Origin of the sequence: Brevundimonas nasdae (genome assembly GCF_019395145.1) — a bacterium.
Lineage (GTDB): Bacteria > Pseudomonadota > Alphaproteobacteria > Caulobacterales > Caulobacteraceae > Brevundimonas > Brevundimonas nasdae.
On sequence record NZ_CP080034.1, the window covers coordinates 799,004 to 820,731 of the forward strand.

Here is a 21,728-nt window from a genome sequence, read left to right on the forward strand (position 1 = left end):
CCGCCGCCTCGCCACGACCTGCGCCAACTAATCGGGCCGCACGACCATGCAGGTGACGCGGCGTTCAGCCAGGGCCTCGCAAGCCGATTTGGCCGAGGCCTCGGTCAGGCCGGTGAAGCGCGAACGATACCAGTCGCCCGCCGTCTGGACCTTGCGCTCGGCGCCGGTGAACTGCGGGCGGAAGCGGCGGTTGATTTCGGTCAGCCAGTCCTGAGCCAGACGTTCTTCGCGGAAGGCGCCGACCTGCACGGACCAGCGACCGGCTGGCGCGGCGCGGGCTGCGGCCGCACGGGCTGGCTCGCGCGCAGGCGGCGGGGCCGCGCGGGCAGGGGCGCCGTTCAGGGCGGCGGTGACATTGGCGGGCGAACGGTTGGCCTGGGCCTGTCCCTGAGCCTGGGCGGTGGCGGCGTCGCGCTGGCGGGCGGCGGCCAGTTCGGACGGCGAGGGGCTGACGCGCGTCGGCAGATTGGCGGGCGCGGGCGCCGCCGTATAGGCCACGGCGTTGTAGGGAATGGCGTTGCTGGAGCTGTTGGAGCCGATGCCGTCTTCATCGTTGTTGTTCAGCGAGGCGTAGGCGATGGGAGCGTCGCCGGTCGTATCGTTGCTGATGCCGAAGCCGCGTTGTTCGAAGAAGGTCTGGGCGACCTGAATGGTCTCCCCCTGGGCGCGACGGCGCTCAACCTCAAAGCCGGTGTCCATCAGTTCGGCGACGTGGGCGTTGCGGCTGGCGGTCGAACGGCCGCCCATGACCACGGTGATGATGCGACGACCGTCGCGCACGGCGGTGGCGGCCAGATTATAGCCCGAGGCGTTGGTGTAGCCCGTCTTCAGTCCGTCATAGCCGCGGCCCGTCGCCAACAGGCCGTTGGTGTTGCGGTATTCGCGACCGTTGTAGGCCCAGTCATGCAGGCCGAAATAATGATAATACTGCGGATAGTCGCGCATCAGGGCGCGAGCCAGGATCGCCTGGTCGCGGGCCGAGGTCAGCTGGCGCGCATCGGGCAGGCCGTTGGCGGTGGCGTAGCGGGTCTGGGTCATGCCCAGCTGTTCGGCCTTCAGCGTCATCATGTTGGTGAAACGGGCTTCGGAGCCGCCGATGTGTTCGGCGATGGCCACGGCCATGTCGTTGGCGCTGCGCACGGCGGTGGCGCGCATGGCATTGTCCAGGGTGATCGTCTGGCCGGCAGGCAGGCCCAGTTTCGACGGCGGCTGCGAGGCGGCGCGCGACGAAACGGTCAGGACGTCGTCCGCCTTGACCCGGCCCTGCGACAGGGCCTCGAACGTCAGATACAGGGTCATCATCTTGGTCAAGGACGCCGGATAACGGCGGCTGTCAGCGTGGCGGGCGAACAGGACCTCGCCTGTCGTGGCGTCAAGAACGATGGCGGCGTAGCGCGCGCTCTCTCCAGATTGAGCCTCGATCGGTCGAACGTTCGTGCCGAATGCAATCAGGCTGAACGCCAGAACGGCGAAGAAACCACGACGGAGATAAGCAACCATGAGCGTGTACGACCCTCAATGAGCAGGGTTTGCGAAAAGGCCCCCAGCCCTACGCGAAGCAAACGCTAGCATAGGCTGTGCGGGTTTCGCGGTGGTTAACGGTCCGTCAACGGGAATTTGAACCAGCGAGCAGGGTTATCAATGATCATATTGTGCATTGCACAAACGACGATTGACCTTTCTTCGCACTTGCAGCATAAGGCCGGTGCGCGGGGCGTCGCCTCGCAAGAATTTCGTGACGATCCCTTCCGCAACGCCTGCCCCCGCAGGCATTCATACCGGAGAGACTTCCATGGCTGACACCGCCGCTGACACCGTGAAGAAGACCGCCGATCAAGCCGCCGCCGCTGCCGCATCTGTCGGCGCCAAGGTCAAGGCTCAGGCTGAAAGCGCTCAGGCCGCTGGCGCACAGGCCTTCCGTGAAGGCATCGACAAGTCGGTCGCCTCGCTGACGGAACTGAACGCCCACGGCAAGAAGAACCTGGACGCCCTGGTCGAGTCCGCGACTGTCGCCCAGAAGGGCGCCGAAGCCCTGTCGCAACAGGCGCTCGGCTTCGCCAAGACCGCCTGGGAAGAAAACCTGGCCGCTGGCAAGGAACTGTCGACCGCCCGTTCGGTGCAGGAGTTCTTCGAACTGCAATCCGCCTGGGCCAAGAAGTCGGTCGAGCGTTACGTCGCCGAACTGGCCAAGACCAACGAGATCGTGACCGCCACGGTCAAGGACAGCATCAAGCCGATCAACGAGCGCGTCACCGCCTCGGTCGAAACCTTCCAGGCTGCCCGCTAAGTTCTGATCTTTTGGGCCTGGATCGGTTTCGATCCACCCCAGTTGATCGACTGATTTAGTAGCGTACCAGAAGCCCCTCGGAGCAATCCGGGGGGCTTTTGTCTGGCCGCTATTCGCTGGCGGGCGCGTGGTCGATGCTGAAGGCGCGGGCCAATCGCCACTGATGGCCTTCCAGACGCCAAAGCACCGAGAAGCGGGCGCGGCCCACGAGTTGCTCGGGACCATCGCCCTGACGCTCATAGAAGACGTGACTGCCTTCCTCGACCGCGCCGACGCCGGGAATGGCGTAGACCCGCATCGTGCCGGGGACGAGTTCGCGGCGTGAGTGATAGGCGTCGGGCGCCTTGGCCGCTTCGCAGCCCCTGGCATAGCCGTCGACGAAGGTGGTGCGCGTGGCGGTCAGGCCGCCCCTGTCGTGATAGAATTCGAGATCGTCTGTGACCAGATCGGCCAGGGCTGCGGGGTCGCAAAGGTCGAACATGGTGGTGAACAGGGCCGTGTCGCGCGCGGCGATGATCGTGGTCAGTTCAGGCTGGTCGGGGATCCGGATCGCCTCAGTGGCGGCCGGAGTCTGTGCCCCGCTCAAGGACAGGGCGGTTGCGAACAGTGCGGCGACAAGCATCGGCGGTTCTCATAACAGCAGGGATCAGGCGCTTTTGGTGCGTCTGGAACGCGCGAAAGTCCCGTGAATCTTTGGTCACTTGAGCTCGTCACGAAAGCCGTGACTGGACGCCGCTTCAATTCAGTTCATCATTCCCTATCTGATAGCCAAGACGACTCCCCATTACGGAATACGAATGCCCATACAAAGGCCCGGTGAAACCGGGGGCGGTCAAGGAACCGCCACCGTCACCGAAACAAAGCCGAAGCTTCAGAAGCCCTCGCTATATCGAGTGCTGATCCTGAACGACGATTATTCGCCGATGGAATTCGTCGTCTATGTGCTGGAGCGGTTCTTTCAGAAGAGCCGAGAAGAGGCCACCCGCATCATGCTGCATGTGCATCAGCATGGCGTGGGGGTGTGCGGCGTCTTCACCTACGAGGTCGCCGAGACCAAGGTCGCGCAGGTCATAGAAACTGCGCGCCGCCACCAGCACCCTCTGCAATGCACGATGGAAAAGGACTGAGAGGAGCCTCCCAATGCCTTCATTTTCCCGTCCTCTCGAAGAAACCCTGCACCGCGCGGTGGGCTACGCCAACGAGCGCAGGCATGAGTATGCGACGCTGGAGCACCTGCTGCTCTCGCTGATCGACGATCCTGATGCGTCCGGCGTCATGCGCGCCTGCAACGTCGATCTGAACGCGCTCAAGGCTGCGCTGACCCTGTATGTCGACAATGATCTGGCCGCCCTGGCCACGGCTGACGGCGAAGACGCCAAGCCGACCGCGGGCTTCCAGCGCGTGATCCAGCGCGCCGTGATCCACGTCCAGTCGTCGGGCCGTGAAGAAGTTTCCGGCGCCAACGTGCTGGTCGCCATCTTCTCTGAGCGCGAAAGCCACGCCGCCTATTTCCTGCAAGAGCAGGACATGACGCGCTACGACGCGGTCAACTTCATCGCCCACGGCATCGCCAAGAAGGCGGGCGCCACAGAGGCCCGTCCCGCCAAGGGCTCTTCGCCTGAAGAGGCAGAGGATGCGTCCGCCGTCAAATCCGGCGGCGAAGCCCTGGAAGCCTATTGCGTCGACCTCAATGAGAAGTCGCGCCAGGGCAAGGTCGATCCGCTGATCGGTCGTCAGGCCGAGGTGGACCGCTCGATCCAGATCCTGTGCCGCCGGACCAAGAACAACCCCCTGCTGGTCGGCGATCCCGGCGTCGGCAAGACCGCCATCGCCGAAGGCCTGGCCCGCAAGATCGTCAATGGCGAGGTGCCTGACGTCCTGAAGGACGCCACCATCTACAGCCTGGACATGGGCGCGCTGCTGGCCGGCACCCGCTATCGCGGCGACTTCGAAGAACGCCTGAAACAGGTGGTCAAGGAGTTGGAGAACCACGAAAACGCGGTGCTGTTCATCGACGAGATCCACACGGTCATCGGCGCGGGCGCGACCAGCGGCGGGGCGATGGATGCGTCCAACCTGCTGAAGCCCGCCCTGGCTTCCGGCACCCTGCGCTGCATGGGTTCGACGACCTACAAGGAATATCGCCAGCACTTCGAGAAGGACCGCGCCCTGGTGCGTCGCTTCCAGAAGATCGACGTCAATGAGCCGACGGTCGAGGATACGGTGAAGATCCTGAAGGGTCTGAAGACCTATTACGAGCAGCACCACAAGGTTCGCTACACCGACAGCGCCATCCGCACGGCGGTCGAGCTTTCGGCCCGCTACATGACGGACCGCAAGTTGCCGGACAAGGCGATCGACGTGATCGACGAGGCCGGAGCGTCACAGATGCTGCTGACCGAATCCAAGCGGAAAAAGGTCATCGGCCAGAAGGAGGTCGAGGCCGTCATCGCCAAGATGGCCCGCATCCCGGCCAAGTCGGTGTCCAAGTCCGACACCGAGAGCCTGCGCGAACTGGAAACCGACCTGAAGCGCGCGGTCTTTGGTCAGGAGCAGGCCATCGAACAGGTGTCGGCGGCCATGAAGCTGGCGCGGGCGGGTCTGCGTGACCCGAACAAGCCGATCGGCAGCTTCCTGTTCAGCGGTCCGACCGGCGTGGGCAAGACCGAGGTGGCCAAGCAGCTTGCGGCCACCCTGGGCATCGAGATGCAGCGGTTCGACATGTCGGAATACATGGAGCGCCACACCGTCAGCCGCCTGATCGGGGCGCCTCCGGGCTATGTCGGCCATGATCAGGGCGGGCTTCTGACCGACGCCGTCGACCAGCACCCGCATTCGGTGGTGCTGCTGGACGAGATCGAGAAGGCGCACCCGGATGTGTACAACATCCTGCTGCAGGTGATGGACAACGGCATGCTGACCGACGCGGTCGGCAAGAAGGTCGACTTCAGGAACGTCATCCTGATCATGACCACCAACGCCGGGGCCGCCGACAACGCCCGCGCCTCCATCGGCTTCGGCCGGGGCAAGGTCGAGGGCGAGGACGACAAGGCCATCCAGCGCCTGTTCGCGCCCGAGTTCAGGAACCGCCTGGACGCCATCGTGGCGTTCAAGCCGCTGGGCGCCGAGACGATCCGCTCGGTGGTGACCAAGTTCGTGCTGCAGCTGGAAGCCCAGCTTGCGGACCGCAACATCACCATCGAACTGACCGACGAAGCCGCCGACTGGCTGGCCAAGAACGGCTTCGACGAACTGTACGGCGCGCGTCCTCTGGCGCGGGTCATCCAGGACTCGATCAAGAAACCGCTGGCCGACGACATCCTGTTCGGGCGTTTGACGCGCGGCGGACACGTCAAGGTGCAGTTGAATGACGGCAAGATCGACTTCGACATCTCCAGCGCCAACGGCGTTCCGGCCAAGTCGGAAGAGGAAGAAGAGACGGCCTGAGTTCGGCCTGATCCAACCTTCACGCAAAGAAATCAGGCCCGGGCGGAAACGTCCGGGCCTTTTTTCATGCGCGACGCGGCGGCGGGCGGCATAGTGGGCGGATGGGGGAGACGATCCAAAGAAATCAGGCCGCTGATGCGCTGGTCGCGACGGCGGAGCGGGCGCTGGCGGCGGGGGACCTGAACGGGGCCTTTGCGGCCTACAAGGCCTGTCTGGCGCAGCACCGGGACCATCCGGGGGCGGTGGCGGGCATGGGGCTGTTTCTGGCGCGGCATGGCGAGGCGGCGACGGCGACGCAGTTATTGAGCCGGGCGATGGAGCTGGCGGATGCGGATTTGCGGGCGCGGGTCGCGCCTGCGCTGGCGGGCCTGTTGGCGGAGTTGTCGCCGCGCGCCTGGCACCGGCAGTTGGACGCCGACCTGAACGCCTGTTTCGCCGCGACGACGGTGGAGCCGCAGGGACTGGCGCGGGTGACGGCAGAGACCCTGTTGCTGAAACAGGGCGGATTTGACGGATCGGCGGCGGCGCTGGAGGCGATGGGCGGCGATCCGCTTTGGCTGGCCTTCCTGTCGCGATGCGTGAACGTCAGTGCGGAAATGGAGGCGCGGCTGAATGCCGTGCGCGCGGCCCTGCTGGCGGTGGAGGATATGGAAGGCGAGACGCTGGGTGCCCTGGTCTGCGCGCTGGGGCTGAGCGGGTTTGCGTCGGAATATGCCGCTAGGACGCCGTCTGGGGCGCCGTCTGGCACGAGTGATGCGGTCGGCCTGATCGCCTCAATGTTCCGCCCTCTGACAGTGATTGAGGCCACGGCGCTGGGGCAGGATGGGCCGATGCAGGCTCAGTTGGTGCTGCGCACCGTCACCGAACCGGAGAGGGAGCGAACGCTGCGCGAAACCCTGCCGACCCTGACGCCGGAGGGGGAAGACGCCGTCTCCGTCGCCGTGCGCGAACAGTATGAGGCCAATCCCTATCCGCGATGGAGCGCGCCGCCCGCGCCATCGCTGCGCGCCCTGCGTGATGCGGTCTTCGCCTTGCCGGGGCTGGACCGGCGGGCGTTCGGCGAACAGGCGGAGCGCCTGCTGGTCGCGGGTTGCGGCACGGGGTTCGAGCCGATCGACCTGGCTCGCATGGACCGATCCCTGAACATCATGGCGATGGACCTGAGCCGCGCCAGTCTGGCCCACGGCGCGCGGGTGGCCGATGAACTGGGGCTGACGAATGTCCGCTTCGTGCAGGGGGACATTCTGGCCCTGGACCTGGTCGAGGAACGGTTCGACATCGTCACCTCAACCGGGGTGATCCATCACATGGCGCGGCCTCAGGATGGTCTGGCGAAGCTGGCGGGCGTAACGCGTCCGGGCGGGGTTATCCGTCTGGGTCTCTACAGCGAGCGGGCGAGGGCGCTGGTGCGGCTGGCCCATGATGTGATCGCGGAGAGGGGCTGGCGGGCGACGGATGAGGACATTCGCGCGTTCCGCGCCCATGTGCTGGCCCTGCCGGACGGTGAACCGCTGGCGGCGCTGAAACAGAGCGCGGACTTCTACAGCCTGAGCGGCTGTCGCGATCTGGTCTTTCATGTGCAGGAGCATCGCTACACTCCGCCGCAGTTGGCTGAACTGGTCGAAGGCGCAGGGCTGCGGCTGGTGGGGTTCGAGGCGCCGCCCGAGGCCATTGGGCGGTTCCGCGAAATGTTCGGGGCGGCGGATCCGCTGGATCTGAACCTGTGGGACCGGGTGGAGGCGCAGCATCCGACCCTGTTCGCCGGCATGTATCACCTGTGGGCGCAGAAGCCCGTTTAAGCGCGCTTATAGGGCGACAGGTCGTCGGTCATGGCCGCCATTTCCGCCTGCATCGCCGGGCGTTCGCCGTCCAGATAGCGGGCGACAGGATCGCGCAGCGCCGGGTCGGCGATGAAGTGGGCGGAATAGACGGGGGAGGGCAGATAGCCGCGTGCGATCTTGTGCTCGCCCTGCGCGCCCGCCTCGACGCGGGACAGGCCGCGTGAAATGGCGAACTCGATGGCCTGATAATAGCACAGCTCGAAATGCAGGAAGGGCACGTCCTCCAGCGTCCCCCACTGGCGGCCGTAGAGGGCGTCGCGGCCGATGAAGTTCAGTGCGCCCGCGATGGGCGTGTCGTCGCGGAAGGCCATGACCAGGGCGATCCGGTCGGCCATCGTCTGGCCCACGCGGGTGAAGAAGTCGCGCGTCAGATAGGGCTGGCCCCATTTGCGCGAGCCGGTGTCCATGTAGAAGGCGAAGAAGGCGTCCCAGTGCGCCTCGGTCAGGGCGTCGCCGGTCAGGACGCGGATATCTAGATCGGCCTGGGCGTCGCGGCGCTCGCGCTTGATGGTCTTGCGCCGGTTGGCCGAGAGGGCGGCCAGGAAGTCGTCGAAGGTCTGATAGCCGTCGTTGCGCCAGATGAACTGGATGTCCTGGCGCGGCAGCAGCCCGGCCTCGGTCATGACCGACCATTCCGTCTCCACCGGGAAGTTGACGTGCAGGGATGAGACGCCCAGCCGTTCGACTAATGTCAGTGCGCCCTGCAGCAGGGCCTGGCGGATGGTCGCGGCGTCGGTGTGGGGATGGTTCAGGAAGCGCGGGCCGGTCGCAGGCGTGAACGGAACGGCGCCCAGAAGCTTGGGATAATAACGCCCGCCCGCCCGTTCGTAGGCGTCGGCCCAGCTGTGGTCGAAGACGTATTCGCCCTGGCTGTTGCCCTTCAGATAAAGGGGCATGACGCCGAGCACGGCGTTGTCTTCGTCCCGCAGGGCCAGATGGCGCGGGGCCCAGCCCTGACGCGGGGCGGCGCTGCCGGACGCCTCGCAGGCGTGCAGGAAGTCGTAGGAGACGAAGGGATCGCCGGTGGGACGCGCGCACGCGTCCCAGGCCTCGCGGCCTATGTCGGCGATCTGGTCGTGAACCGAGATCTGAAAGATCAGCGGATCTCCACGATCGCGTCGATCTCGACGGCGAAGCCCAGCGGCAGCTTATAGACGCCGACGGCCGAACGGGCGTGCTTGCCCGCGTCGCCGAAGACCTGGACCATCAGGTCCGAGCAGCCGTTGATGACGGCGGGGATGGCTTCGAAATCAGGACCGGCCTGAACAAAGGCGCCCAATTTGACGATGCGGACCACGCGCTCCAGGTCGCCGTCCACCGCGGCCTTGATCTGGGCGATCAGGTTGATGCCGCACAGGCGGGCGGCCTCGGCGGCCTGCTCGGGGGTCACGTCGACGCCGACGGTGCCCTTGATCCCGCCATTGGCGTCGTTCGACAGCTGGCCCGAGATGGTGATCTGGTTGCCCGAATGGACGAAGGAAACATAGCTGGCGACCGGCTTGGCCGGTTCGGGAAGAGTGATGCCGAGTTCGGCGATGCGGGCTTCTACGGTCATGGGGGCTCCTTTTATCTGGTCGCGGTTTAGCGCGGGGCAAGGGCGGCGTCACCCGTTTGACGGGTTAAAGCTTCGCCAACCGTCATGTGCGATGTTGGCGAACATGGATATGCACCTGACGCCCGATATCGCCGCCTTCCAGGCCGTGCTGGACAGGCTCTCTCCTGACGATCGCGCCCGCGTGGACGCCGCTCTGGTCCCCGCCGCCGTAAAGGCCGTGGAGGCCGCGCCGCACTGGGATTTCGAACTGCCCGCCAAGGCCGTCGATCAGGTGCTGGGGGCGGATGCGTCCAATGACGTGCGACGAGGACTGGTGGCGGCGTGGACGCTGCAACTGCCTGACCGTGTGCGGGCCATGGCCCTGCCTGCCGAGGTGATGGCCCAGTATCCTTACTGGATCGAGCAACTGGCCGCCTTCCTGACCAAGGCCCAAGGGGACTATGACTTCGACCACTGGTCAAAGGATGTGCGCTTCTCCTTGGCCCTCAGCGTGCCTGCGGCCAAGAGCCAGGTGATCGACCTGAGCTCGCCGGTCGGACCGGGCCAGATCATCACCCATGTCCGTGAGGGCTGGGGCCTGAAGCCCCTGTTCCGTTATCTGGCGGCGGGCGCCAAGCGCGAGCCGTGGCTGGAGGTTCATACCGAAAGCCGGTGGCTGCGCGGCTTCAACGAGGACGGCTGGAACGAAGCCTGGGCCACGGCGGCGGAGCTGTGCCGCGGACGGCCTGAACTGGCCGGCATGATCGGCTCCAGCTGGTTCTATGATCCGCCATTGACCGCGATCAGTCCGCGCCTGGCCCACCTGCGCCTGAACCCGCTGAACGGCGGCGCCTTCATGGTGCATCAGGGGCCTGCGCCGATCCACACCGAACGTGCTGGCACGGCCTCGGCGTCGCGGAAGGCGCTGATCGACAGCGGCGAATACACCGCGCGGTCGTGGCTGATGGTCTGGCCAAGGAAGGAACTGATCGCCTGGGCGGACAGGCGCAAGGCGGTCTAACTCCTTGATCCAAACTGCGCTGCATCGTCATCCTCGGGCTTGACCCGAGGATCAGGCGTAGTTCGAATTCTGTGGGCCTCATGCGCAATGCGGCGGACGACCCGGCCCTCGGGTCAAGCCCGAGGGTGACGATGTTTTCGTGTGGTCAACCCGCCGTCGCCAACCGCCACGCCGCCGCAACAGGCTGGATGTCCAGATCAGCGGCCTTGGCCAACCGGATCAGACGGTTAAGGTCCTCAGGACGGCAGCCATACGGCGTCGGGGCGTCGCTGACGTCGTGGCCATAGGCGATCAGCCAGCCCTTTGACGCCGCCGTTTCCTCGACCAGCTTCTCCAGATCGTAGCCGGGCAGGCGGCGGCTCTCCAGGCCGACGGCCTGCAGCAGGTTGCGGTCCGCAGTCTTTACATTGACGCCGTCGCGCACCCCGCGTCCGCACAGGAAGCGGCTGTCTATGACCGGTTTGGCCGTTCGCGCACAGTCGCCGAACGGATAGGCGAAGGTCTGCATTTCATAGCCGTCCAGACGCTCGGCCACCCAGGCGGCGTTGCGGGCCAGACTGGCGTCCAATTCGACGGGCGACAGGGTCAGGGTCGAGACGTGCTCATAGGTGTGGCAGCCGACCTCGTGCCCGGCCTCATAGAGGTCTTGCAGGTGTTCGACCTCGAACTGCGGTAAGGCCATGTTGCGACCGCCTGCCAGACCGCCGCAGACATAGTAGGTTGCCAGCACCCCGTGCTCGGCCAGGATCGGCCCGGCCTCGGTCCAGGCGGAGGCAGGAATATCGTCGAACGACAGGCTGAGCACGCCGCGCGCAGGTCGGACGGTCATGGGCTGCACGTCGAGATAACGGCCTGCGCGACGACGCATCTTGTCGATAAAAGCGTTCATGACGCCCTTATGCACGGTTGAGCTTAAGGCCGGGTTTCAGACGGTGACGGGCTGCGCCGTCAGCCCCCGCACGCCGAAGACGCGGCGATAGCGTTCGATCTCGGCCGGATCGCCCACCGCTTTTTCCGGATTGTCCGACAGTTTGACGGCAGGGCGGCCGCCCGCCGCGACCACCTTGCAGACCAGGGAAATCGGCTCCAATTCGGGCGCGAAGGCTGGCGAGCAGTCGCGGAAGTCATTCGTCAGATTGGTGCCCCAGCCGAAGCTGAGACGCGCGCGGCCGTGGAAATGGGCGTGGGTCGCCTCGATGCCGTCGATATCCATGCCGTCCGAGAAGATCAGCAGCTTCTCCCGGGGATCACGGCCATGCGATTTCCACCAGTCGATCAGGCGCTCGCCCGCCGGGATGGGCGGGGCGGAATCGGGACGGAAGCCGGTCCAGTCGGCGACCCATTCCGGCGCCTGTTCCAAAAACGCCTCGGTGCCGAAGGCGTCTGGCAGGACGATCAGCAGATTGCCCGCATAATGCCTGCGCCACTCGTCCAGCACGGCATAGGGGGTTTGGGCCAGGGTGGCGTCGTCCGGGGCCAGAGCCGCCAGCACCATGGGCAGTTCATGTCCGTTGGTGCCGATGGCCTCCAGATCATTCTCCATTGCGTGCAGCACGTTCGAGGTGCCGATGAAGGACGATCCCAATCCTTCTTTCAGGGCCTGAATACACCAGCGTTGCCACAGGAAGCCGTGACGCCGCCGCGTGCCGAAATCCGACAGGGCCAGATCGGGCAAGAGCCGCAGCCGCTCGACCTTGGACCAAAGCCGGGTCTTGGCGCGCGAATAGAGGATGTCCAGTTCGAACCGGCCCAGACGCCGCATGCCGACCCGGCAGCGCAGTTCGTTAAGGATCGCCAGCGCAGGGATCTCCCACAGGGTCACGTCGGCCCAGGCGCCAGAGAAGGTCAGCACATACTGCCCATCCTCGACCGACAGGTCATACTCGGGCAGTTGATAGTCGGTCAGCCAGGCGATGAAGTCGGGCGAGAAGATCTGTTTCACGCCATAGAAGCTGTTGCCCGCCAGCCAGACCAGCTCCTTGTTGGTGAACCGCAGGGTGCGGGCGTGATCCAGATGGTCGCGCAAAACGCCGATGTCGATCTCTTCGGCCAGCCGAACGCGCTTGGTGCGGTTGATGACCTGAAAGGTGACCGGCACGTCGCGATGCTCGCGCCAGATCATCTGCAGCATCAGCAGCTTGTAGAAATCCGTGTCCAGCAGGCTGCGGACAATCGGGTCCAGGCGGAAGCCGTGGTCATAGGCGCGTTTGGCGAGGTCCATGCGGCCATTTGAGCGGATGGCGACGGCGCGCGCACCTGTTTTCGTCATCCGTGATGCGCATCCGTCTGTCCGTCCGGCGACGTCGCCCGGCGATGCGGGTCGGCGGGTCGCTACAGGTGGCTGGCGATGGCGTTGGCGGCGGCTTTGACGCCTTTGCGGATCAGGGCTTCGTCGGCGGGCAGGGGCGCGCGAAGCAGGCCGATGGCGGGGGTGTGGGGCCCCTCGGGCAGTTCCGACAGCACACGGTAAAGCAGGTACGAGCCGATGTCGTCCTCGGCTTCGGACGAAGCATCGACCGATAGGCCCGCCGCGTTCAGGGCGCGCACGATGTCGGCGACGGGGGCGGTGGTGCGGGCGACGCCGGGGCCGGTCAGGGTCTGGCGGTTCTTGTGGGTCAGGTCGCGGTTCTCAGCCCGCATCTGCACGCGAAAGCCGCCGGATTTGTGGTTGCGTCCGACCAGCAGAACTGCGCGGCAATCACCGCTCTGCAGATGAGCGCTCAGGGTCGAAGCCAGAGATTCTGGGTCTGCTGCTGTGACGGGAACCGTGCGGGCGCCGGTCGGGCTCCACGGCTGGCCGGAAAGGTCCTCGACCAGATCCCAGCCCTGATCATCGACATCATAGGCGCAGATGGCGATGCCGGGGCGTCGATCCGTGCGTCGGGCGCTGTCGCTGGAGGAGGTCATGCTGGCCATTCTAGCGTTACTCGTCACGGTTTCGTGACGACGTCAGGAGGAGGGAAGTTCGGCGTGACGTCAAGCTTTAACCCAGGTCGCCGACCGCCGCATCCAACAGCATGAAGGCGCGGCCGCCGTCGGAGGCCAGGCGGGTCTGCACCCCGGCGCCGTCCCCGGCGCGGGCCACAGCCGACAATTCCTTGCCGAAGCTGCGGACATAGTGTTCGGCGTCGCTGCGCAGTTCGGCGTCGTTCATCACGCGGCGCGACACGCTGCGGACAGCGGCGGGGGCTACGCGGCGAACGATATGGCGGGCGGCGTCGGCGTCGCCCTTGCTGATGGCGCGGGCCGCTTCCTCGACGCGCGAGCGGGGCAGAAGCGCGTTGGGATCGACGCCCATACGGCGGATGGCGGCGGTGACGCGGTCGGCCAGAGCGGCGGCGTCGGCGCGGGGCAGGGCGGGCGTGTCCAGGTCGAGCGGCGCCTCAGACGGCTCGTCGCGCGACACCAGGTCATTCCAGTCCAGACGTTCGGTGACGGGCGCGCGGACAGGCTCGGACGGCTCCAGCCGCAGACGGCCGCGCAGGGCGGTGCTGCGATCATCGGGGCGATCTTCGATGGGCGCGCGTTGCGGGCGGACGGCGTGGGCGTCCGGCTCAGGCGGGGCTTCACGGCGGCGAGGGGCGACCGGCGCATCGCCGGAGACGACGCCCATCAGGCGCACGGCCTCGGTCAGCATGTCGTAGTTGCGACGCACGCGTTCCTGGAAGCCGACATCCAGGGCCTCGGTGTCTTCGGCGGCCTTGCGCGAGGCGGCGGACAGAGAGGCCAGGCCTTCCTCGACCGAGGCGCGGACGGCCTCGACCCGGGCGCGGGCCAGTTCGGGCAGGCGGGCCGCGCGTTCGTCCACGTCGGCGACGGCTGTGTCGATCTCGGACAGGGCTGAGTTCAGTCGGGTAAGCAGGCCTTCCAGACGTTGAATGGCGCGGTCGCCGGTCTGTTCGACCAGTCCGGCGCTTTCGCTGACGATGCGGCGGGCGTCGTCGATGCGGGCGTCGGCGGCCTGATCGGCCTTCTGGGCCGCGTCGAACAGGGCCTCGCCCAGGCGGTCGGCCCGCAGACGGGCCTGTTCGGCCGCGTCGGCGGCGGCGGCGCGGGAATCCTCGGCTGTGGCGCGCATCTGCTCCAGGGCGCGGCGGGTTTCCTCCATCAGGGTGTCGCGGGCTTCGGCGGCCAGGGTTTCGAACCGATCCAGCGACACCTTGGTGGCGGCGTCGAAGCCGTCGGCCTCGCGCTGAGACATGTCCACCAGGGCGCGGAACTGGTCCGTGGCGGCCTCGACCAGATCGCGCAGGGTCTCGCTGGACGCCTGAGAGGCCTGACCCAGATCAGAGGCTGCGGTGCGAGTGGCCGACAACTGCTCCAGAATCTGGGCGCGCTGGCTTTCGACCTGGGCGGAGAAGTCTTCCTGATCGGTGCGCAGCTGATAGGCGGCGGTGACCAGGGCGGCGCGCTGCTGGCCCAGGCCTTCTTCGACCGACTGAATCTGTTCGGCGACGCCGGATCCGGCGTTTTCCAGCCGGATCGTCTGGCGGGCCAGGTCTTCGGCGGCGACGCGGGCGGCGTCCTGCGCCTCACCTGCAGCGGCGGCCAGATCAGCGGCGCGGGCGGCCAGGGCCGCCTCGGCTTCGCGCAACTGCGCCTGCGCCAGGTCGGAGGCGTCGGCGACCATGCGCGACTGGCGCTCGACCGCGACGATCACGCCTTCCGATTGGCTGTCCAGATGGACGCCCAGCTTGGTCATTTCCTCACGTTCGCGGCCCAGGCCTTCGGCCAGACGGCGGGCGGTGCGGCTAGCGTTCTCGGCGGCCTCGTTCAGGCGCGTGGTCTCCTGCGCCAGGGCTTCACGCAGCAGGGCCATGTCATTGCGCGCGCGCTCGGCGGCAAGCGCCGCATGGTCGATGTCGGCGCGCAGCGAATGCAGAACCTCGCCGGTCTGGCGGGCGGCCAGGGCGGTCGGGGCGACCAGGGCCTCGGCCAGGTCACGCGCGCGTTTGGTTTCGGCGGCCAGACCTGCGCCTTGACGTACGGCATGAGCCAGCATGATCGCCAGACCGGCCGGAGCCAGGGCGATCAGGGCGTAGATGGCGATGCGCAGGCCATCCAGCTCGGCTCCGCCTGCGCCGAACTCATAGGCGGCCCACGAGGCGACGCCGCCGATCCAGAGGGTCGAGGCGACCCCGGCGATCAGATAGGCGTGACGGCCCGACGGCATGTCCTGGCGCTGGGCTGCGGTCGTCTTCACAGCCGGGGCGGTGGATTTCTTGATCGGAGCGGGCGGGCCGCCGGCCGCCATGGCCATCTCGACGGCGGCGTTCGGCGCGGCGGCTGATTCTGCGGCTGCGACGGAATCGGAATGGGGGGCGATGTCGAAGCTTTGGTTTTCAGCCGTCTTGGCCGCCAAAGCCGCCGCCGCGCGTTCTTCGGCCTGGCGCTGTTCCTCCAGCAGGCGTCGGCGGCGACGTTCGGACATCGGGCGTTCCAAAACCGGCTCAGACGGGCGTTCAGCCTCTGTCACGGGCTCTTCGACGATGTCCGTGTCATGCTGGGTCGCAGCGTCGGTATTCTCTGCAGGCGTTTCGACAGCCTCAAGGGTCTCGACCGGCTCAACAGGCGCTTCGTCGTTGGTCAGTTTCAGAGGCGGCCTGTTCCGGGATTTCATCAGCGGTCGATCTCGATCCAAATCGCGTGGCGCGCGAAAACTCGCCGATTACCCTAGCGAGTCAAAGCCCAAGGTCAAAGCAATCCGCAGAGGAAGCGGTCGCGATCAACAGTCTCTTTTGGCGTCAACGACCAGGGCGCTGGACGGAGGGGCGACATTGCAGTCCGTGGTGCGGTGAACTTCGCGGTCGATCTGGCGCGGAGAATGGATCTCCACCCCGAATTGCGACAGGACGGCAGCGGCCAGGAACGCAATCAAGCCGGCGATAAGTTCGACCAGCGCCTGCATTTCCCGTGACCTCCCTAGCCTGAATGGCTGCCTTCATTATGCTTCATATCAACGAACGTCACAATCCCGTCCCCTAAAGATTGACCCGAGGCTGTCCGCATGAAAACGAAAGGGACAGACGCCGCCTCGCTAACGACGTCACGCGAATCAGACAGACAGGCTGCATGACCACCGACGGCCACAGCTATGAAGGCAGCCTGCTGACGCCGGGGCCGGGGATCTGGCGCACCGAGGTGGCGCATCGGTTTTCTGTCCTGATGGAGAACGAGGCCTATTTCGACGCCCTGGCGTCGTCGATTCACAAGGCCGAGCGGTCGATTGTCGTGCTGGGCTGGCAGTTCGACCCGCGCACTCATCTGGACCCCGAGACACGCCCTGGCGACAAGGCCGCCGAGATCGGACGGCAGCTGCGGATGCTGGTCAAGAAGAAGCCCGATCTGGACGTGCGCCTGCTGATCTGGAAATCGCCGTTGTTGATCGCCGCGTCGCAGGGTTTCTATCCGCATCGCGCGCAGCGCTGGTTCCGTAAGCGGATGGTCGAGTTCCGCATGGATTCGCCCGGTCCCATCGGCGCCTGCCACCACCAGAAGGTCATCGTCATCGACGACCGGATCGCCTTTGTCGGCGGCGGGGACATATCGACAGACCGCTGGGATTCAGAAGAGCATCTGGACCGCGACCCGCGCCGCGCCCTGCCGAACGGCACCATCTGCAAGGCGCGGCACGAGATGATGAGCGTGTTCGACGGGCCGGCCGCGCGGGTGCTGGGCGATCTGGCGCGCGAACGCTGGTTCCGAGCGACCTGGGAGCGGACGGTCGCCGACGATGTGGCCTCTGATCCGTGGCCGGACAATGTGCCCGTCCACATGACTGATGTGCCGGTCGGCGTCGCCCGCACCGAGCCTAAATGGGCCGGACGGCACGAGGTGCGCGAGAACGAAGCCCTGCACCTGGAGGCGATCCGTCGCGCCAAGCGTCTGATCTATATGGAGAACCAGTATTTCACCTCGCCCGTGATCGCCGCCGCCCTGGCTGCGCGTCTGGCTGAGGAGGACGGGCCGGAGGTGGTGTTGATCACGACCGCCAAGAGCCCCAGCTGGTTCGACAGCCTGACGATGGACACGGCGCGCGCCGAGGTCCTGTACCGGCTGGAAAGCGCCGACCGATATAATCGCTTCTTCGCCTTTGCCCCGCTGACAGAGAAGGGCGACCGGATCATTGTTCACGCCAAGTCGACCATCATCGACGACCGGCTGCTGCGTATCGGGTCGACCAACCTGAACAACCGCTCGATGGGGTTGGACACCGAGTGCGACATCGCCGTCGAGCCGACAGATGCGGCGGGCCTGGGCGTCATCACCGCCCACCGTCATCACACCATCAGCCACTGGATCGGCGTCGGCGCCGATGACTATGCAGCGGTCGAGGCGGTCATGGGCTCGGTCGGCGCCGCCATATCCAGCTTCAAAAGCCCCCGCCTGCATCTGCTGGGACATGACCAGCCCACGCGTCTGCAGCAATTGTTTGCGGAATGGCAGTTGGGGGACCCGATCTCTTCGTCGGATGCATGGCGGCCGTGGAAGCGGCTGGCCCATGCGCGACGGCCCGCACCCCTGCCTAGAACTCAGACGCCGGACTGAACCACGTCGAAATCAATGATCAGCGGCAGGTGGTCCGACGCCACGCGCGCCAGCGGCGAATAGTCGGCCCGCACCGAGCGGATACGGATTTCCGGGCTGACGAAACAGTGGTCGATGCGGATGGCGGGGAAGCCGGACGGGAAGGTCTTGATCGACGGCTTCAGCTTCAGCTGCCGCTGGCAGTCCTCCAGCTTGCGGCACAGGGTCTGATAGGGGCGGGTGATCGAGGTGGCGTTGAAGTCGCCCGCCAGCAGGGTCGGCCCCGTGCAGCCGCCCAGCCAGGTCGCGCTGGTCAGGGCGGCGGCCTGCAGCCTCTGCTCCTTGGGCACCAGGCCCAGGTGGGTGTTGAAGACATTGACCGCCACGCCGTCGATGGTGATCTGGGACCAGATGGCGCCGCGAGGCTCAAGCCCTGGAATGCCGCGAACCGAAGGCAGGGAGTCGGCGCGGATCAGTCTTTCCGGGTGCGGCGTCATGATGGCGTCGCCATACAGTTCGGCCTCGACCTGCATCGCCGGATGGAAGCGCGACGTCATGGACAGGCCCTCAGCGATCCGTTCGGCCTGATCCACCTTGCCGGTGCGGGCGCGGCCCACATCCAGTTCCTGCAGGCAGACGATGTCCGGCTCGTGCTCGCCGATCACCGCGACAATGCGGTCGACATCCAGCCGCTTGTCGGTGCCGACGCAGCGATGGACGTTGTAAGTCAGAAGACGAGGCATGAATTAGGTGAACCGAGCGGCGAAGAACTGGTCTTTTCGGCGCAGAATGCGACCGGGTTGCGACAGTCAGAGCAGGATCAGGTGATCCGGCAGTTCGTTGGGATTGTCCGGGCGCGGCGGGAAGTGCTGGGCCAGCACCTGTCCGCACAGGGCGATGGCCGCCTCGAACCCCGCGGCTGGGCGGCCTGCGCCGATCTCTCGCAACAGGGCGGCGACCGCGTCGGCCCAGTGGTCGGCGGCGACGACGGCGTGGATCGCCTCGTCTGCGATCAGTTCGACCTGATGCTCGTCCAGCGCGGCGAAGATCAGCACGCCGGTGCGCTCGCGGGTGACGTGGACGCCCTGGGCCAGGAACTGCTGCAGGGCGGCGCGGCGCACGCGGTCGCGGCGCACATTGCGCGGCGTGGCCCATCGCCGGATTGTCGGAATACGGGTCAGCAAAAAGACCAGAACGAACACCACAGCCTGAACCATGGCGTAGGCGCCCAGGGCATGGGCGACGTCCTGCGGCCCGCCGCTGACGTGCGCCGCCTCCCAGCCGCCGCCGAACTGCGGCAGCCAGCCGGGACCGAAGCCCAGCGGGATCAGCCCCATCGGCAGGATCAGCGCGGCGGCCGCCGCCCAGCCCAGGCTGACGTCGATGTAGGACGACACTCGCCGCGACACGACGCAGAAGATTTCGCCCGACGTGGCGGCTTCGGCCGCCGCGATGGCGCTGGCGATCCGGGTTTGGTCCTCAGCGGAGAAATGCATCACCATCCTCCTGAGGCGCCGCCGCCGCCGAATGAGCCGCCCCCGCCGCCAAATCCGCCGCCGCCTCCACCGAAGCCTCCGCCTCCGCCGCCCCAACCGCCGCCGCGATCATTGCGGTCAGAATTGCGCAGGGCCTCTGACGCCGCCCACAGGAGGATGGAGCCGAATCCGTCTCGGCCCGTGCGACGGCCACGTCCGGCGGCGCGAACGCCGTTGATGAAGATGAACAGGAAGATCAGCACGACAAAGATGATCGGCCCCACCGGCACGTCGACCTTGGCCTGCTCCTCGGCGATGGCGGCGGCCCGGGCCTGGGCTTCGGCGGGATCGAGCGACAGCTGGGCGATGATGGCGTCGACGCCCTTGGTGATCCCGGTCTGATAATCGCCGCTGCGGAACGACGGCAGGATGTCATTCTGGATGACCAAGGTGGAGAAGGCGTCCGTCAGGATAGGCTCAAGCCCATAGCCGACCTCGACCCGCACCTTCTTCTCATTCGGCGCGATGATCAGCAGGGCGCCGTTGTTGGTCTGTTTCTGACCGATGCCCCAGGCGCGGCCCAGCTGGTAGCCGTAGTCCTCGATCTCATAGCCTTGCAGGCTGTTGACCGTGACGACGACAAGCTGATCGCTGGACTTGGCCTCCAGCGTCGCCAGCTTCTCGGTCAGGGCCTGTTCGGTGGCGGGGTCCAGCAGATTGGCCTGATCCACCACCCGGCCTGTCAGGGCAGGGAAGGTCGGCGTGCTCTGCGCCATCGACGGCAGAGCGAACAACAGCGCCGCCATCAGGCCCAGAAGAAGGGCCGCGACGCCGGTCAGGCGTCGCGCCGGGGCGAGGGTTCGGGTCAAGCGCGTTGCATCACTGGGCCGGAGGCGTCGCGCCCGGCGTCACCGGTGCCGCGTTTCCGCCCGGCGCCGCAGAGGCGTTCGACGGCGGGGCGCCCAGGTTGAAGTTCACCGACGGCGCGGACTGGGCCTCTGCCGTGGCGGTGAACAACTGCATCGGCTTGGAGCCGGACTGGATGGTCTTGGCCCAGATCACGCTGGGGAAGGTCCGAAGGGTCGTGTTGTAGTCGCGGACCGCCTCGTTGTAGTCGCGCCGCGCGATCTGAATGCGGTTTTCGGTGCCTTCCAACTGCGACTGCAGCGTCAGGAAGTTCTGATTGGCCTGAAGCTGGGGATAGGCCTCCACCGTGACCAGCAGGCGCGACAGGGCACCCGACAACTGGCCCTGCGCCGCCTGATACTGCTGGAAGGCGGCGGGGTCGCTCAGGCTGTCCGCCGAGACATTGACCGATGTGGCGCGGGCGCGGGCGTTGATCACGTCCGTCAGGGTCGTGCGTTCCTGAATGGCGGCGCCCTGGACCGTGGCGACCAGGTTCGGAACCAGATCGGCGCGGCGCTGATACTGGCTCTGGACATCGGCCCAGGCGGCCTGGGCGCGCTCTTCCTTGGTCGGAATCGTATTGTAGCCGCAGCCGGCGACGACCGGCGTGATCAGGAGCGCCGTCGTGAACGTGAGCGCGCGGGCGTTGAGGCGGACCATGACATCTCCCTGTCGGCGCTATCGCCGTTGGGCGACTATTCACCCGCCGCCTTAATGCATCAAGCGTCCAGTGGCTCCGGTTGAATATTGTTCGCGCGGCAGGCGGCGGAATAGGTGTTGGCCAACAGGCAGGCGATGGTCATGGGGCCGACGCCGCCGGGGACGGGGGTGATGCGCCCGGCGACCTCGACGGCCTCCTTGAACGCCACGTCGCCGACCACGCGGGTCTTGCCCTCGGCGGCCTTGACCGGGTCGGCGGATGGCACGCGGTTGATGCCCACGTCGATGACGGTGGCGCCCGGCTTGATCCAGTCGCCCTTGATCATCTCCGGGCGGCCGACGGCGGCGACCAGAATGTCGGCGGTGCGGCACAGGCCGGGCAGGTCGCGGGTCTTGGAGTGGGCGACGGTCACGGTGCAGCTTTCGCCCAGCAGCAGTTGCGCCATCGGCTTGCCGACGATGTTTGATCGGCCGACGATGACGGCGTTCAGGCCGGTCAGGTCGCCCAACTGATCCTTCAGCATCATCAGCGAACCCAGTGGCGTGCAGGGGACCATGCCAGGCAGGCCGACCGCCAGGCGTCCCGCGTTCACGACGTGGAAGCCGTCCACATCCTTGTCCGGCGAGATGGCGTCCAGAACCGCCGCGGAATCGATGGCCTTGGGCAGGGGCAGTTGAACCAGAATGCCGTGGATGCCGTCGTCGGCGTTCAGGGTCGCGATCAGGGCCAGAAGCTCGTCCTGTGTCGTGGTGTCGGGCAGGCGGTGCGTGTCGGATCGCATCCCGGCCTTGACCGTCGTTTCGCCCTTGTTGCGCACATACAGCTGACTGGCCGGATCCTCGCCCACGATGACCACGGCCAGACCCGGTTTGACGCCGTGTTCGGCCTCAAGCCTGGCCGCAGCAGCGGCGACGCGATCCACCAGGGCGGCGGAAAAAGCTTTGCCGTCAATCAGGTGCGCGCTGGTGGGCTGTGCCGACATGAGATCACTACCGTGGGAGGAAATTCAGGATGGCGGCGATTTACAGG

General features: G+C 66.4%; 20 protein-coding genes. 6 read left to right on the forward strand and 14 right to left on the reverse strand.

Annotated features, from left to right (window positions below; all coding sequences use genetic code 11):
• Positions 1-27: 27 nt before the first annotated feature.
• On the reverse strand, positions 28-1,500 hold the full coding sequence (locus KWG56_RS03965) for a D-alanyl-D-alanine carboxypeptidase (RefSeq protein WP_219353812.1): 1,473 nt from the start codon (positions 1,498-1,500) through the stop codon (positions 28-30).
• Between the two features lie 292 nt (positions 1,501-1,792).
• Here KWG56_RS03965 and KWG56_RS03970 point away from each other — a divergent pair, with 292 nt between their 5' ends.
• Positions 1,793-2,287: a phasin family protein gene (locus tag KWG56_RS03970; RefSeq protein WP_201097921.1), complete on the forward strand. Its 495-nt coding sequence runs from the start codon at positions 1,793-1,795 to the stop codon at positions 2,285-2,287.
• Between the two features lie 109 nt (positions 2,288-2,396).
• Here the strand turns inward: KWG56_RS03970 and KWG56_RS03975 are convergent, their stop codons facing one another.
• On the reverse strand, positions 2,397-2,909 hold the full coding sequence (locus tag KWG56_RS03975) for a nuclear transport factor 2 family protein (RefSeq protein ID WP_219353813.1): 513 nt from the start codon (positions 2,907-2,909) through the stop codon (positions 2,397-2,399).
• Positions 2,910-3,084: 175 nt separating this feature from the next.
• On the opposite strand from KWG56_RS03975, the gene clpS reads away from it, so the two are divergent.
• From clpS to KWG56_RS03990, 3 genes are all read left to right on the forward strand, one after another.
• Positions 3,085-3,414 carry an ATP-dependent Clp protease adapter ClpS gene (gene clpS / locus KWG56_RS03980; protein ID WP_201097917.1) on the forward strand — a complete coding sequence of 110 codons (330 nt, stop codon included), beginning with the start codon at positions 3,085-3,087 and terminating at the stop codon, positions 3,412-3,414.
• Positions 3,415-3,427: 13 nt separating this feature from the next.
• Positions 3,428-5,734 (forward strand): ATP-dependent Clp protease ATP-binding subunit ClpA, encoded by a 2,307-nt coding sequence (clpA, locus tag KWG56_RS03985; protein ID WP_219353814.1) that lies wholly within the window; start codon positions 3,428-3,430, stop codon positions 5,732-5,734.
• Positions 5,735-5,835: 101 nt separating this feature from the next.
• Entirely contained in the window at positions 5,836-7,533 is a 1,698-nt protein-coding gene (locus KWG56_RS03990; protein ID WP_219353815.1) for a class I SAM-dependent methyltransferase, read from the forward strand.
• Here the strand turns inward: KWG56_RS03990 and KWG56_RS03995 are convergent.
• Positions 7,530-8,663, reverse strand: coding sequence for a GNAT family N-acetyltransferase (locus KWG56_RS03995; RefSeq protein ID WP_373274068.1), 1,134 nt, complete (start codon positions 8,661-8,663; stop codon positions 7,530-7,532). The genes KWG56_RS03990 and KWG56_RS03995 overlap by 4 nt on opposite strands.
• 8 nt (positions 8,664-8,671) lie before the next feature.
• Positions 8,672-9,130: a RidA family protein gene (locus tag KWG56_RS04000; protein WP_219353816.1), complete on the reverse strand. Its 459-nt coding sequence runs from the start codon at positions 9,128-9,130 to the stop codon at positions 8,672-8,674.
• Positions 9,131-9,233: 103 nt separating this feature from the next.
• Between KWG56_RS04000 and KWG56_RS04005 the strand changes: the two genes are divergently transcribed.
• Entirely contained in the window at positions 9,234-10,130 is an 897-nt protein-coding gene (locus KWG56_RS04005; protein WP_219353817.1) for a hypothetical protein, read from the forward strand.
• Between the two features lie 145 nt (positions 10,131-10,275).
• Here the strand turns inward: KWG56_RS04005 and KWG56_RS04010 are convergent, their stop codons facing one another.
• The 5 genes from KWG56_RS04010 to KWG56_RS04030 all read right to left on the reverse strand — a co-directional run bounded on the left by KWG56_RS04010 (position 10,276) and on the right by KWG56_RS04030 (position 16,038).
• Positions 10,276-11,019: a polysaccharide deacetylase family protein gene (locus KWG56_RS04010; RefSeq protein WP_219353818.1), complete on the reverse strand. Its 744-nt coding sequence runs from the start codon at positions 11,017-11,019 to the stop codon at positions 10,276-10,278.
• A 36-nt stretch (positions 11,020-11,055) separates the two neighbouring features.
• Positions 11,056-12,399: a nicotinate phosphoribosyltransferase gene (locus KWG56_RS04015; protein ID WP_244999621.1), complete on the reverse strand. Its 1,344-nt coding sequence runs from the start codon at positions 12,397-12,399 to the stop codon at positions 11,056-11,058.
• 62 nt (positions 12,400-12,461) lie between these two features.
• A complete protein-coding gene (locus KWG56_RS04020) occupies positions 12,462-13,037 on the reverse strand; it encodes a C15 family peptidase (RefSeq protein WP_219353819.1) in 576 nt (191 codons plus the stop codon).
• 76 nt (positions 13,038-13,113) lie between these two features.
• Positions 13,114-15,750: a coiled-coil domain-containing protein gene (locus KWG56_RS04025; protein WP_219353820.1), complete on the reverse strand. Its 2,637-nt coding sequence runs from the start codon at positions 15,748-15,750 to the stop codon at positions 13,114-13,116.
• A gap of 105 nt (positions 15,751-15,855) precedes the next feature.
• Entirely contained in the window at positions 15,856-16,038 is a 183-nt protein-coding gene (locus KWG56_RS04030; RefSeq protein ID WP_201100762.1) for a hypothetical protein, read from the reverse strand.
• Positions 16,039-16,202: 164 nt separating this feature from the next.
• On the opposite strand from KWG56_RS04030, the gene KWG56_RS04035 reads away from it, so the two are divergent.
• Entirely contained in the window at positions 16,203-17,678 is a 1,476-nt protein-coding gene (locus tag KWG56_RS04035) for a phospholipase D-like domain-containing protein (protein WP_219353821.1), read from the forward strand.
• Here KWG56_RS04035 and KWG56_RS04040 read toward each other — a convergent pair.
• The 5 genes from KWG56_RS04040 to KWG56_RS04060 all read right to left on the reverse strand — a co-directional run bounded on the left by KWG56_RS04040 (position 17,663) and on the right by KWG56_RS04060 (position 21,681).
• Positions 17,663-18,400, reverse strand: a complete 738-nt coding sequence (locus tag KWG56_RS04040; protein WP_201100764.1) for an endonuclease/exonuclease/phosphatase family protein — start codon at positions 18,398-18,400, stop codon at positions 17,663-17,665. The two genes, KWG56_RS04035 and KWG56_RS04040, sit on opposite strands and share 16 nt — an antisense overlap.
• Before the next feature lie 66 nt (positions 18,401-18,466).
• Positions 18,467-19,153 carry a TPM domain-containing protein gene (locus KWG56_RS04045; protein WP_244999622.1) on the reverse strand — a complete coding sequence of 229 codons (687 nt, stop codon included), beginning with the start codon at positions 19,151-19,153 and terminating at the stop codon, positions 18,467-18,469.
• Complete coding sequence (locus tag KWG56_RS04050) at positions 19,153-20,001, reverse strand: TPM domain-containing protein (RefSeq protein WP_244999623.1); 849 nt, start codon at positions 19,999-20,001, stop codon at positions 19,153-19,155. Before KWG56_RS04050 ends, KWG56_RS04045 begins: the two co-directional genes overlap by 1 nt.
• A 10-nt stretch (positions 20,002-20,011) precedes the next feature.
• Positions 20,012-20,698: a LemA family protein gene (locus KWG56_RS04055; RefSeq protein WP_219353823.1), complete on the reverse strand. Its 687-nt coding sequence runs from the start codon at positions 20,696-20,698 to the stop codon at positions 20,012-20,014.
• Positions 20,699-20,757: 59 nt separating this feature from the next.
• Entirely contained in the window at positions 20,758-21,681 is a 924-nt protein-coding gene (locus tag KWG56_RS04060; protein WP_219353824.1) for a bifunctional methylenetetrahydrofolate dehydrogenase/methenyltetrahydrofolate cyclohydrolase, read from the reverse strand.
• Positions 21,682-21,728 lie beyond the last annotated feature (47 nt).

Coding starts and splice junctions, on each gene's coding strand:
- KWG56_RS03965 (WP_219353812.1), bottom strand. CDS start 1,500: ATGGTTGCTTATCTCCGTCGTGGTTTCTTCGCCGTTCTGGCGTTCAGC.
- KWG56_RS03970 (WP_201097921.1), top strand. CDS start 1,793: ATGGCTGACACCGCCGCTGACACCGTGAAGAAGACCGCCGATCAAGCC.
- KWG56_RS03975 (WP_219353813.1), bottom strand. CDS start 2,909: ATGCTTGTCGCCGCACTGTTCGCAACCGCCCTGTCCTTGAGCGGGGCA.
- clpS (WP_201097917.1), top strand. CDS start 3,085: ATGCCCATACAAAGGCCCGGTGAAACCGGGGGCGGTCAAGGAACCGCC.
- clpA (WP_219353814.1), top strand. CDS start 3,428: ATGCCTTCATTTTCCCGTCCTCTCGAAGAAACCCTGCACCGCGCGGTG.
- KWG56_RS03990 (WP_219353815.1), top strand. CDS start 5,836: ATGGGGGAGACGATCCAAAGAAATCAGGCCGCTGATGCGCTGGTCGCG.
- KWG56_RS04000 (WP_219353816.1), bottom strand. CDS start 9,130: ATGACCGTAGAAGCCCGCATCGCCGAACTCGGCATCACTCTTCCCGAA.
- KWG56_RS04005 (WP_219353817.1), top strand. CDS start 9,234: ATGGATATGCACCTGACGCCCGATATCGCCGCCTTCCAGGCCGTGCTG.
- KWG56_RS04010 (WP_219353818.1), bottom strand. CDS start 11,019: ATGAACGCTTTTATCGACAAGATGCGTCGTCGCGCAGGCCGTTATCTC.
- KWG56_RS04015 (WP_244999621.1), bottom strand. CDS start 12,399: ATGACGAAAACAGGTGCGCGCGCCGTCGCCATCCGCTCAAATGGCCGC.
- KWG56_RS04020 (WP_219353819.1), bottom strand. CDS start 13,037: ATGACCTCCTCCAGCGACAGCGCCCGACGCACGGATCGACGCCCCGGC.
- KWG56_RS04025 (WP_219353820.1), bottom strand. CDS start 15,750: ATGAAATCCCGGAACAGGCCGCCTCTGAAACTGACCAACGACGAAGCG.
- KWG56_RS04030 (WP_201100762.1), bottom strand. CDS start 16,038: ATGCAGGCGCTGGTCGAACTTATCGCCGGCTTGATTGCGTTCCTGGCC.
- KWG56_RS04035 (WP_219353821.1), top strand. CDS start 16,203: ATGACCACCGACGGCCACAGCTATGAAGGCAGCCTGCTGACGCCGGGG.
- KWG56_RS04040 (WP_201100764.1), bottom strand. CDS start 18,400: ATGCCTCGTCTTCTGACTTACAACGTCCATCGCTGCGTCGGCACCGAC.
- KWG56_RS04045 (WP_244999622.1), bottom strand. CDS start 19,153: ATGCATTTCTCCGCTGAGGACCAAACCCGGATCGCCAGCGCCATCGCG.
- KWG56_RS04055 (WP_219353823.1), bottom strand. CDS start 20,698: ATGGTCCGCCTCAACGCCCGCGCGCTCACGTTCACGACGGCGCTCCTG.
- KWG56_RS04060 (WP_219353824.1), bottom strand. CDS start 21,681: ATGTCGGCACAGCCCACCAGCGCGCACCTGATTGACGGCAAAGCTTTT.